Below are 12447 nucleotides of genomic sequence, written 5' to 3' on the forward strand. Positions count from 1 at the left end.
TTTTAAACTCCAAATCTTCTATCTCTTGCTTGATATGATCGAATAGCTCTAATAAAATCAACTTTTCTTAATTCTGGCCATAATGTTTCACAGAAATATAATTCGGAATAGGAGGATTGCCATAATAGGAATCCACTTAAACGTTCTTCTCCACTGGTTCTGATAATTAAGTTAGGATCATCCAATCCTTCAGTGTAAAGGTTTTGACTTACTAAATCTTCATCAACATCATCTATGGAAATTTTTCCATCTTGAACGTCTTTAATAATCTTTTTAAAGGAATCTATAATTTCTAAACGTCCATCGTAACCAATAGCTATGTTAAACAATCTTTTTGTATAATGTTTGGTTGATTCTTCAGCATCGTGTATTGCTTCTTTTACATTGTCTGGAAGTAATTCTGTCCTTCCTACTACCTTAACTCTTACTTCGTTTTTGTGGATTTTTTCATGTGTTACTAGTCTTTTGAAGTTTATAACAAACAGATTCATTAGTCCTTCAACTTCATGCTGTGGTCTGTTGAAATTTTCAGTTGAAAAGGCATATGCCGTAATGATTTCAATTCCAAGTTCTATACTCCAATCCAGAACTTTTTCAAGAGTGTCCACTCCAATTTCATGCCCTTTAACAACATCTATATTTCCTTGAAGTTTAGAAAATCTTCTATTTCCATCCATTATTAAAGCAACATGCTTTGGCATTTTTTCAGGATTCAAACCACGTGAGATATACCATTCATATATCTTATATAGAAAATTTTCTCCCATTTAAATCACTTAAAATATCTTTTTTTGTAGTGTAGACTTAATCTTCAATTAATTCTTCAGCTAAAACTAAACTCCTTAGATAACCTTCAATACTTTGGTCTCTACTTGTGTCAATATAAACTCTATCCATTCCAAATGTTACTGCACCATAACTTGGCCATGAATTAAGAAGAACCATGGTTCTAAAAATTATATTTCCAACTCTTCCATTTGGAGCAATAATAATGTTGCGTTTCTCATTCACGGCTTTTTCAATTAATATATGGTAATTTTTCACATCTTCATCAGTATTTTCTGATAAGAGTTTGGTTAATTTTCTGCTCTCTTTTATGGAGTTTGAAACTGCACTGTCTCTTCCAAAATCATCCTCTCTTCCTTCGGCGAGAATTGCAATTTTAGGGGTTTTTTCAACTTGTTTGAAAAAATCAACACAGTTCAATGCAATTCTAAATTTGTCTTCAACAGTATTTCCCTCATCAATTCCAACAGGTGTTAATAGGAATTCTTGTTCTCCATTATTGATATATGTTGCTCTGGAAAGATGTGGGTAACGCTCTTTTAATTTAGCAATTATATTGGATGCAGGTAGTGATCCTCGAATCACTGCATCTACATTTCTGTCAAATGCCGCTTTTATTAAGTCTTCATCACTATATACTAATCTTAATTCTGTTTTTGTGTGTTTCTCTTTGAAAATATGGCATGCCTGTATAATATTTTCATTTTCTCCAACACCAATAGCTATTCGTTTCATTAGTTTATGTATTTGTATTTCATTATATAATTAAGTTTTTGTAATTTTTCAATACTTAATTTGTACTTATTAATGTTTTAATTGATACTTTAGATATACATAATGTCTTTTATAGAGGTTGACCAAATTATACAATATGAACGAAAATGATATTTTTAAATTGGTTGGTTATGTGATTGCATCAGAATATAGAACAAATATTATTAAATGTATAGGAAACGACATTAAAATCCCTTCTGTTATTGCAGAAGAAGTAGGTTTGAGGACAAATCATGTTTCAAATGTTTTAAAAGAGTTAAAAAAAGAAAATATAGTGGTTTGTTTAAATGAAGATGCAAGAAAAGGTCGTTTGTATAAAAATACAGAAATTGGTATAGAAATATTAAAATATATTTAAAAAAAGAAAAGAAAAAAAATTAGCTATTGAAATCTTCGATTGCAGAGTCAACTAATTTAATTACAGATTCACCTAAATCTGGATAAGTATCATTAATTTCAACTGGAACGTTATCACAATAAACAACTTCTAGGCCATGACTAATTGCATCCTTGCTTGCAACATCAACTGCTGCAGCTTTAAGTTCTGTAAGCATGACATCTGCTTTATCAATATATTTTTTCATATCCTGACGTAATAATGGTCTATTGGATAGGTGGGCTGTTGTTCCGATAACTTCACAATCATAATTTTCTTCTAGATAATCAACCAGCTTGTCCTTAACTGATTCCGGAGCTGTTGTTGCAAATAAAACTTTTTTGCCAGCAAGATTACCTAAAGGTTTAGGCCTGAATACTGTAGAAATTACGGTTGCATCCGGATTAACTTCTGCTACGAATTCTTCTATCTTTTTAATTTTATCGGCATCTGCCATAGGCTCTTCACACATTGTCAGTATGACTAAATCTCCAAGACCAACTCTGTATGGTCCGAAGTATGTGGTTAAATTTTCAATAGGTTGATTTGCTCCAATAAGTGCTATTTTTTTGTCAGTTTTGATTGGAGGTATTGCAGCACCACTGCCTTCAAAAATTGCAAATTTGGAATCAACTTTGTTGGCTAATTTGGCACCCTGTTTCATATTGGTTAGGAAAACTTCTCCAGCCATTCCGCCGCCGCAACGTCTGCAACCGATTGTTAAAATTCTGCTCATTAAAGCATCTTCCCAATGATCACTGGCTGCATGAACTCCCTTTTCAGATTGTTCAAGTAAATATTCTGCGGTTATCTCTAATTCTTCTCCATGAACAATTTCAGGCTCTTCAGGTCCACCTCTTCCCATGGCTATTACGCAAGGTTCATATCCATTTTTATCAATTAGCCTTGACACGAATCCTGAAACTGCAGTTTTACCAATACGTTTGCCTGTTCCAAGAATTGTAATTGATGGTTTTTCCATTATTTCATATTGGGATGTTGGTTCAAATCTAAAATCAGGACCTTCATAAATTACACCTTCATTTAAAACTTTACATGCTATTCTAAATCTTTTCGGATAGTCAAGTATTGGTTCATCACTCAAATCCATCACTGTGTCGACGTCGAATTCCCTAATCATTTCCACAATGAGGTCATATGGAATATCTTTATCTTTTGCAAACTGGACTGGAACTCCTAGCTTTTCAGAGTATGATTCTTCAGAATCATCCCTTAATTTTTCAGTTCCACCTATAAAAACAGCAGCCACTATGTCAATGTGTTCTAGTTTGTTTAATGTATCTATTGCTTCTTTAGTAACTGGTAAGTAATGTTCTCCATCAACTAAACAAAGCATTTTGTTAATACCTTTCATATATACAGATATGGAAGTTATTATTATTTAAAAATATTTAAAAAAAGTAAAAAAAGTAAAGATTTAAGCCACATTAAGTTCTTTTTCAGAACGTGAAACTAAATCTGCTAAGGAATTGCGAACATTTTCTGGAATGGAATTTCCTTCTTTATCAGCAATAACCTGTGAGATAATTTTACAAAGGACAAAAATTGCATGTTTGTGTTCTGCTTTTGTCTTGTGAATATGGTGCGGACTTATTTTTAGAGTAATGTATTCGCTGCAATCGTTAGTTATTTGATCATCTTCTGCTAAGTATTTCAAAACATATACTAAAAATTGATGTAATTGTATCATTTCATCTTTATACATAACTATCTAACCTATAAAAATTAACTATTCTGTTAGTTAATGATAAATTATATGAAATTATAATTTATTACTCACTTTTTTCTAATAAGGATATATTTATTTTAATCCTATTTAAATATTGCATCACATTTATGCTACAATTTTTGTAGCATCAATTTTTTTATAAAGTGAATTTGATATTATTTGAGATTTACATTGAATTCATTTGTTTCAATGATTTTTGGCAGTCTTCCGATGCTTCCGATATTGTTTTCGCATATCAATAAGATTCCTTCAAAATACTCTCTGTAGTTTTCTGCAGTTTCCAATGCATTAGATACTTTTTCTTCGGAGTTTTTACCGTTAACTTCATTGGCTATTCTTGTTGCAAGTCCATCAGCCACTGAAGGTGATTTGGATATTACTGTAACGCTGTCTGATTTTCCAAAACTTATTGAATGTCCAATTTTGCCTGATGATGTGCAGATTCCCAGAGGTTTTTTTCTTGCCTTTAGTTTAAAAGCAATATCATTTCCGAGAATTTCATTATTCGAATATATTCCGCATAAGACGGTGCTGTCATTTATAAGTGCAATGTCTCCGCCATTTTCAACAATGGAATATTTTGAATCGTTTTCAATCAGATAATTAAGTGACAGTTCAGATATTGTCCCGGCGACACATGCCATCGGACCAACATCACAAATATCTGATGAAAAATACATCTTTTGGATGATTGCAGGTAAATTATCTTCATTTACTTTAATTGGCTCTAGTGATAGCTGGAATAATTTATTTTTTCGGATATATGTTTTCAAATCAAATCGGATATCGTAAATGTATTTCTTAAGGCGCTGATTATTCAGGTCAGTCGTTAATCTGATATGTGTTTCTTCAATATTGATTTGTTCAAAATACATATTTCTTATTATTAATTAAGTTTTTATTAAATTTTTTTGTATTCTGCTCAGTAATACAGTATAACAGCCTTTTATTTACTTTTAAACAAAAAAACTTAAAAACATTTATATATAATATTTAATTATTATTATATGTAAAAATCAATTATAACTATTGTGATATTGTGAAATCATTTGAATTTTTATCTATTGAACGTGAAGAAAAACCAAGAAATTGTGGAATAACAATGGTTCTTGACAAAGGTTTGGGACTTGAAACAGCTGAAAGCCTAATGAATATTTCAGGAGAATATGTTGATTATCTCAAATTTGGATGGGGAACCTCTATTGTCCATGAACGGGATATTATCAAAGCAAAAGTGGAAATGTACAAAAATCATCAAATAACTCCTTACACTGGAGGGACATTATTTGAACTAGCATACAGGTCAAAAAAATTGGAGGATTTTTTTGCTGAAGCACATGATTTGGGTTTTCCTGCCATTGAAATATCCGATGGATCTGTAGACATTCCACATGAAGAAAAATTGGAATGTATAGAACTTGCAAAAAGCAATGGATTTGAAGTATTGTCTGAAGTGGGTAAAAAAGACCCTAACTTGGATAAGGAACTAACTCTTGATGAAAGAGTTCAGTATATGCAGGAAGAATTGGACTCAGGATCTTCTTTGATTATTGTAGAAGCAAGGGAAGGCGGAAAAAATATTGGAATATTCGATAAATCCGGAAATGCAAAAGAGGATGAAATCGATTATATACTTGATAACTTTGATGGAAATAAAATATTATGGGAAGCTCCTAATAAAGACCAGCAGGTATTTTTCATATTGAAACTTGGAAATACGGTTAATTTGGGAAATGTCTCAAGTGATGATATAACTTCCCTTGAAACCTTAAGACGGGGTCTTAGGGGAGACACAGTAGGTAAAATTGATTAATTGAAATAAACTCGGGCACAGTTTTATTTTAAAAAACCTATAGAAGGTTGATAAATTGACAAACAGGACTATTGGTCAAATAAATGAAAAAATTGAGAATGACGAAGCAAATATCTACACAGCGGAAGAGTTTAAAAAACTCATAAAGAATGATGACACACCAAGTTACGATGATGTTGATGTAGTTACTTGCGGAACCTGTGGGGTAATGAGCGGAACAGCGGCAATACTTAATTTTATAATTTCTGAACCTGGTGAATTTATAAGGGCAAATGAAGTTTATTTAAATGGCGTTCCAGCTTATGCAGGTCCGTGTCCCAATGAATGGTTGGGGTCAGTTGATGTGATACTTCATGGTACTGCTCATTCAATCCATGACGAAAACTATGGTGGAGGATTCCTTTTAAAGGATTTGCTTGAAGGAAAATCAATTGATGTAAGAGTAGAAAGTGCAGAAGGTAAAACAATAGAAAATACAATAACTATTGATGATATTACTCGTGGACAAATTATAGGTGCCCGCATGGCATTTAAAAACTATACTGCATTTACAAATCCAAACAAGGATTCAGTAAAATCAATATTTGCAGCAACACCTCTTGAAGGGAACTGTTCAGGATTAACATTTTCCGGATGCGGAGATTTAAATCCTCTTCAAAATGACATTCCTCACAATGTGATAATGGAAGGTTGTAAGGTTTTAATAAATGGTGCCCAAGGTTATATTCTAGGAGATGGGACACGTTCAAGTCCTGAAAAACCAAATCTAATGCTTTCAGCAGATTTATGCAAAATGGATCCATATTATTTGGGTGGTTTCAAGACAGGCCAGGGTGGAGAGATATATGATACCGTCGCAATACCAATACCTGTTTTAAACAAGGAAATCTATCAAAACTTATTGATAACTGACGATAAAATTGATTTGCCTGTTGCAGACATTAAGGGACGTCACTTGCCATTGGATAATACAAATTATGCTGCAATGTGGGATGGGAATGATTTGAGACCTCAATATGACAGCGGCAAATGTTGTGATTGTGACAGGTGTAGTGTGGAAAATGTCTGTCCTACAAATGCATTCAAAAACAGGAAATTTAACATCGCGCATTGTTTCGGATGTGGAATGTGTGCCAATTTCTGTAATAATGATGCATTTAACATGAAAACAGGGGATGTTGATTTAGAAATAAATGGCAGTAAATTAAACATTCCTATTATATGCAGACAATCAGACAGGTTGCGTGGAAATAAATTATCATTAAAATTAAAGAAAATGATTGAAAATAAAGAGTTTAAATTATAAGTGGGTGTTTATATGACTTCTCAGCAAAAGATTACAGACTCACCAATAGATTTTGCAGAAGACATTATTCATGATGTTAAAAATTCAAAGGATGATGGTGTTTTAAAATGTGTGCAATGTGGAATGTGCACTTCAACATGTCCTGCTGCACGTCACTCTGATTATAATCCTCGTGATATAATTGAAAGGGTGTTGGAAGGCGATATCACAATCCTTGAAGATGAAAATATCTGGAATTGTTTTTACTGCTATACATGTCACAGCGTATGCCCTGTCGGAAACAGTGTATGTGAAGTTAACCAGATTCTCAAACAGTTTGCAATTGCTAATGGAATAGCTTATGACAAGCTTTATGAATATTTGGGATTTGCAGATAGCTATTTTACAGCAGCAATCGGTGCAATACCTGAAATATTTTTCAATGACATTGACCGTGATGTTCCGGGATGGTGGGACTTTAGACAAAACTTGGATGAGATTAGAGAAGAATTGGAATTGGATCCTCCATTAATGCCATCAGATGAAGTGATTGATGAGGTAAGTAAAATCTTAACAATAACTGGCTTTAAGGATAAAATTGAGAAAATAAGGAAATCCCAGGAGGCAGATTTATGAAAAACATTCCTGATAAAGATATACTTTTATTTAGAAGCTGTTTGGTCAGCGTTGAATATCCTGGTGTGGAGGCATCTACAAAATTTGTATTTGATAAATTGGGAATTGATTACGCAATTTCTGAAAAGCAAACATGCTGTACAGGTCTTGGACATTATTCTGATGTTTTCTCACAGATTGACACAACAGCCATCGGGGCTCGAAACTTTAAAATTGCCCGTGAAATTGGAAGGCCGAATCTTGTAATGATGTGTGCTACATGTTATGCAATCAATAAAAAATCCGTTAAATTGCTCAATAAGAAGGATGATTTGAGGAATGAAATTAACGAACTGTTTGAAGAAAACGGATTGTCTCATTTAAAGTATGAAAAGGACGATTTAAAACCAACAGAAAATATTTTTCATGTAGTGGATATTCTGTATGGTAAGAAAGACAAGATTAAAGAAAATATTAAATTTGATTTAAGTGATTATACAATAGCAACTCATCATGGATGCCATTATTGCAAAGTCCACTATGAGGATACGATAGGTGGCGTTAGAGATCCTAATATCATGGATGAGCTAATCGAAGAGTGTGGCTGTAAAACCATTGGTTGGTATGACCACAAAAGGGCAACATGCGGAACAGGATTCAGGCAAAGATATTCCAATCCTGATTTGTCATTTACAGCTACTGCCGATAAGATGAATGCAATTGCAGATGAGGATGTTGATATATTGGTGCACTTATGTCCAAATTGTCATATTCAATTTGACAGATACCAGCATTTGATTTCTGAAAGGGAAGGAAGAAACTTCAGAGCAATCCATTTAAATATTACTCAATTTTTGGCATTGGCAATGGGAGGAGATTTTGATAAGGTAATTGGTGTAAAAGCCCATACTGTTCCAATAGATTCAGTAATTAAAGATTTAAAGGAGGTTTCTAAATGAGGGATGATTTGAAAGTTGGCGTGTTTTTATGTGAATGTGGGGGAAATATTTCTGATGTCATTGATTTGGATGAAGTTAAGGATTCATTGGATGTTGAGTTTATAGGACAATTTGAAAACTTATGTTCTCTTAATGGACGTAAGATAATCCGTGATGCAATATTTGACCATGATTTGGATAGAGTTGTTGTTGCGGCATGTTCTCCAATAAGTCATGAAAAAACTTTCCAAGATTATGTAAAACCTCTAAATCCTTATTTGATGGATATGGCGAATATTCGTGAGCAATGTTCATGGGTTCACGACAATAATGAAAAGGCGACACATAAAGCCATTACACTAATTAACGCTTCCATAGAAAAAGTAAAGCAATCAGATGCAGTTGACCCTATTTACTGTCAAACACCAAAAGAAGTTGCAGTGATTGGTGGAGGAATAGCTGGAATGAATGCTGCACTGTCTTTGGCAAAACAGGGAACAAAAGTAACAATCATCGAACAGTCACCTTCTATTGGGGGGCACATGGCAAAAATCGGTAAGGTCTTCTCTCCTGTTAAAATTGCTGAAGAATGTGGAATGTGTCTTTTAAATCCAATTCTAAATGAGCTTGTTTGGAATGAAAATATTAATGTATTGACCAATGCAAAAGTAATTGAGGCTGAAAGACGGGCAGGAACCTACAATTTAATTGTGGAACAGTCTCCTAGGTATGTTGACCCTGAAAGATGTATTGCATGCGGTAAATGTGCAGAAGTATGTGAAGTGGAAGTTCCAAATGACTGGAATGATAATTTATCAATGAGAAAAGCAATTTACAGACCATTTGGACAATCATATCCTGAAAGCTATGTAATTGACATGGATAACTGTTCAAAATGTGGGGATTGCTTTAGAACATGTAATATGAAAGCTATTAAACTCCGGGGAAAATCTGAAAAATCCTTGCTTCAAGTTGGTTCAGTCATTGTCGCAACAGGTCATAAACTGTTTGATATGGAAAAAAGGCCTGAATACGGATACACAAGATATGATGATGTTATTACACAGTCAGAACTAGGACGTATCACTGGAGTAAATGGACCTACAAAAGGAAAACTTATAAAATCCAATGGGGAAGTCCCTAAAAGAGTTGTCATGATTCAATGTGTAGGTTCAAGAGATGAAAAGCCTGATGGACATAGGTATTGTTCTAAAATATGCTGTACTGTAGCTTTAAAAAATGCAAACATTATCAAGCATAAATATCCTGATACTGATGTCCTGATATGTTATACTGATGTTAGAACTCCTGGAATGTTTGAAAAATACTACAAACACACTCAAGAAAATGAGGTCAGATTCCTTAGAGGTCGCCCGGGTGAAGTTGTCAAGAAAGGAGATAATTTCATTGTCAGAACTGAAGACACTATTAAAGGCGAATTTGTAGAGATTGAAGCTGACATGGTAGTATTGTCTACTGCAATGGAGCCGTCCCAGGGTACTCGAGAAATCGCAGAGATATTAAACATTGGAACAACAGAAGATGGATTTATTAAGGAATCACATCCAAAAATCAAGCCTGTTGCTACTGATGTACAGGGAATATTCGTTTGTGGTACTGCACAGGATCCAAAAGACATTACAGATTCAATCATGCAGGCAACTGCAGCTGCATCAAAGGTTTCTGAATATAACTATGGTGGAGTTGAAATCGAACCGTTCATTGCTGAAATCGATAATGAAAAATGTACTGTCTGTGGTGAATGTATTTCCAGATGTAAGTATAAGTCCATGAGTATACAGGATGATGAAATATATATTGACCCAATGAGCTGTACAGGATGTGGAAAATGTCTTGTAGATTGTAAACAAAGAGCCATTACAGTAAATGGTAATATTGATGAGAAGATATTGGCTACAATAAATGGGGTGTTGTCTAAAAAACGTGAAGGCGAACGCATGATACTTGTATTTTTAGATAATATAGGATACACTGCTGCAGATAATATTGGAGTTAACAGATTGTCTTATCCTGAATCGATACATATTATCAAAGTCATTTCGGTAAACCGTGTAAGACCAAGACATATTAGGCATGCACTTGAAAACGGTGCAGATGGAATATTTATTGGTGAGTTTCCTGGAGATTTAATGTATGATGAAGTGGAACGTAAAATAGGTATGGTTAAAGAATGTATTTCTGAAATGGGTCATAATCCAGAACGAGTAACATTTTCTAAAGTTTATATTCCATACTTTACAGGACTTGCACGGAAATTAACGGACTTTGATAAAAAGATTGTTGAACTTAATGAATCAGAGTAAATGCTCTGCATAATATTTTTTAAAAAAATAGGATATTTCGGCTTTAATCGCCGAAATAATCAATTTCTTTTTTAACAATTTCTTTTTTACCATTAAACACATCTAAATCAAGTGCTTTACTTCTAAATGAAACAATAATGGTACATATCGCATCACCAGTAACGTTTACTGCAGTTCTGAACATGTCGAGAAGGTGGTCAATTCCCATAATGATGCCTATTGCATCAACAGGCAAACCAACAGAATTAAATACCATATTCAACGTAATCAATCCAACTGAAGGAACTCCTGCTGTACCAACAGAAGCCATCACTGCTGTAAAGACTACTGTAATGAGAGCTGATGTTCCCAGGTCAATTCCATAAGCCTGGGCTGCAAACATGACTGCACAACCTTGCATAATTGCCGTTCCATCCATATTTATTGTTGCACCTAAAGGGATTGTGAATGATGAAATGTCACGTGAAACACCCATTTCGCTGAGTTTTTCCATATTCAGTGGAATTGTAGCATTTGATGTTGATGATGAAAATGCAAAAAACATAACTGAAATGAATCGTTTAAAGAATTTTATTGGATTTAGCCGTGTTAATATAACCATTATTGATGGATACACGATAAATGCCTGTATTGCTAAACCTAAAAGTACACATCCGATGTATTTAAGTAAGGGCATCAGTCCTCCAAAACCGAGACCGGCAAAAGTTTTTGCCATTAAACAGAATACACCAATAGGTGCAAATTTCATCACAATGGAAGTCATTTCCATCATGATTGTATTTCCTTCCTCAAACAACTTGTTAACAGTTTTGGTTTCTTCTCTTAATTTAGCTAATATTATACCAATAAGCACTCCAAAGATAATTACAGGTAGCATATCTCCAGCCGCAAGGGAGTTGATTGGGTTATCGGGGATGATGTTTATAAGGGTGTCTGCCATGGATTGTGTAGCTGTGAGATTTGCTTGTGCAAGGCCAGCCATGTTTAAGCCTTCACCAGGTTTAATGATTCCTGCTATTAGAAGGGCAATTGTAATTGCTAATGCGGTAGTTAAAAGGTAGATAAGAATTGTGGTTCCACCAATTTTACAGATTTTCCTAATATCTGATATTGAAGCTACTCCAACAACTATTGAACAGAACACAAGTGGCACTACTAACATTTTCATTAATTTAATAAATACTGTACCACCTATATAGAAAACATTGTCTATAAGCACTATGTCTTTAATAAAAGGATCTTTGACCCAAAAATTCAATATCAATCCTACGATAAATCCTAAAATCATTCCGATTAATATCCAATTTCCAAGACTTATTTTTTTGAATTTATCTAACATTTTACACTCCAAATTTTTTTCATATAGTTATTTGTTTTTCATGTTTAAAAAAATTTAGTTGTATTTATGTTGATTCTCATTATTTCCAATAATTCTTTATAATTATTGATAAAATTTCATTTATCTTAATAGTGAAAGAATACTCTGACCTCTTTAAGGTCGGAGATGAATTTCACAAAAAGGCATCTGAAGATATTAGTTTTCAAATGCTCTCTCTATTTCTTTATATATTATTTATTATTTAAATTAGTTTATAATTAATTTTAAAATTGTCTCTAAAATGGAATTTTAAGTGTTTTTTATGAAATGTGTTAATCTGGGTTTGAAGGTTAGGTTGTATCCAGATGGGGATATGATGATTAAAATTAATCAGAATATAGGTAATTCCAGGTTTACATGGAATAAACTCTTAGAATACTATAAAGAAACCTATAAATTATTCAAATT

The 12447-nt window shown here is 33.4% G+C and carries 13 protein-coding genes; 7 read left to right on the plus strand and 6 right to left on the minus strand.

Annotated elements, in window-relative coordinates:
• Positions 1–2 precede the first annotated feature (2 nt).
• A complete protein-coding gene (gene uppS, locus QZN45_RS03225) occupies positions 3–767 on the minus strand; it encodes a polyprenyl diphosphate synthase (protein WP_296811087.1) in 765 nt (254 codons plus the stop codon).
• A 37-nt stretch (positions 768–804) separates the two neighbouring features.
• Positions 805–1521 carry a methanogenesis marker protein Mmp4/MtxX gene (gene mtxX / locus QZN45_RS03230; RefSeq protein ID WP_296811090.1) on the minus strand — a complete coding sequence of 239 codons (717 nt, stop codon included), beginning with the start codon at positions 1519–1521 and terminating at the stop codon, positions 805–807.
• A gap of 136 nt (positions 1522–1657) precedes the next feature.
• On the opposite strand from mtxX, the gene QZN45_RS03235 reads away from it, so the two are divergent.
• The gene (locus QZN45_RS03235) at positions 1658–1918 is read left to right on the plus strand and encodes a transcriptional regulator (RefSeq protein ID WP_296811093.1); all 261 of its coding nucleotides are present in this window, start codon (positions 1658–1660) and stop codon (positions 1916–1918) included.
• Between the two features lie 19 nt (positions 1919–1937).
• On the opposite strand, the gene QZN45_RS03240 is transcribed toward QZN45_RS03235, so the two are convergent.
• The 3 genes from QZN45_RS03240 to QZN45_RS03250 all read right to left on the minus strand — a co-directional run bounded on the left by QZN45_RS03240 (position 1938) and on the right by QZN45_RS03250 (position 4561).
• Positions 1938–3311: a 2,3-diphosphoglycerate synthetase gene (locus QZN45_RS03240; protein WP_296811095.1), complete on the minus strand. Its 1374-nt coding sequence runs from the start codon at positions 3309–3311 to the stop codon at positions 1938–1940.
• A gap of 63 nt (positions 3312–3374) precedes the next feature.
• Positions 3375–3662 (minus strand): UPF0058 family protein, encoded by a 288-nt coding sequence (locus tag QZN45_RS03245; RefSeq protein ID WP_292880176.1) that lies wholly within the window; start codon positions 3660–3662, stop codon positions 3375–3377.
• 179 nt (positions 3663–3841) lie between these two features.
• Positions 3842–4561, minus strand: coding sequence for a UPF0280 family protein (locus tag QZN45_RS03250; protein WP_292880179.1), 720 nt, complete (start codon positions 4559–4561; stop codon positions 3842–3844).
• 164 nt (positions 4562–4725) lie between these two features.
• Here QZN45_RS03250 and comA point away from each other — a divergent pair, with 164 nt between their 5' ends.
• The 5 genes from comA to hdrA are packed head-to-tail and all read left to right on the plus strand — an operon-like array spanning position 4726 to position 10661.
• Complete coding sequence (gene comA / locus QZN45_RS03255) at positions 4726–5499, plus strand: phosphosulfolactate synthase (protein WP_296811099.1); 774 nt, start codon at positions 4726–4728, stop codon at positions 5497–5499.
• A 55-nt stretch (positions 5500–5554) separates the two neighbouring features.
• On the plus strand, positions 5555–6805 hold the full coding sequence (locus QZN45_RS03260) for a methanogenesis marker 16 metalloprotein (protein WP_296811100.1): 1251 nt from the start codon (positions 5555–5557) through the stop codon (positions 6803–6805).
• Between the two features lie 12 nt (positions 6806–6817).
• Positions 6818–7420, plus strand: a complete 603-nt coding sequence (gene hdrC, locus QZN45_RS03265) for a ferredoxin:CoB-CoM heterodisulfide reductase subunit HdrC (protein ID WP_296811102.1) — start codon at positions 6818–6820, stop codon at positions 7418–7420.
• Entirely contained in the window at positions 7417–8358 is a 942-nt protein-coding gene (hdrB, locus tag QZN45_RS03270; RefSeq protein WP_296811104.1) for a ferredoxin:CoB-CoM heterodisulfide reductase subunit HdrB, read from the plus strand. Before hdrC ends, hdrB begins: the two co-directional genes overlap by 4 nt.
• Positions 8355–10661, plus strand: a complete 2307-nt coding sequence (hdrA, locus tag QZN45_RS03275) for a ferredoxin:CoB-CoM heterodisulfide reductase subunit HdrA (RefSeq protein WP_296811106.1) — start codon at positions 8355–8357, stop codon at positions 10659–10661. Before hdrB ends, hdrA begins: the two co-directional genes overlap by 4 nt.
• 43 nt (positions 10662–10704) lie before the next feature.
• Here hdrA and QZN45_RS03280 read toward each other — a convergent pair whose 3' ends face one another.
• Complete coding sequence (locus QZN45_RS03280) at positions 10705–12000, minus strand: dicarboxylate/amino acid:cation symporter (RefSeq protein ID WP_296811108.1); 1296 nt, start codon at positions 11998–12000, stop codon at positions 10705–10707.
• A gap of 301 nt (positions 12001–12301) precedes the next feature.
• Here QZN45_RS03280 and QZN45_RS11070 point away from each other — a divergent pair.
• Positions 12302–12447: helix-turn-helix domain-containing protein (locus tag QZN45_RS11070; RefSeq protein WP_367241206.1), on the plus strand; the 146-nt coding region annotated here is incomplete at its 3' end.

The sequence above is a fragment of the uncultured Methanobrevibacter sp. genome (assembly GCF_900314695.1).
Classification (GTDB): Archaea; Methanobacteriota; Methanobacteria; order Methanobacteriales; family Methanobacteriaceae; genus Methanocatella.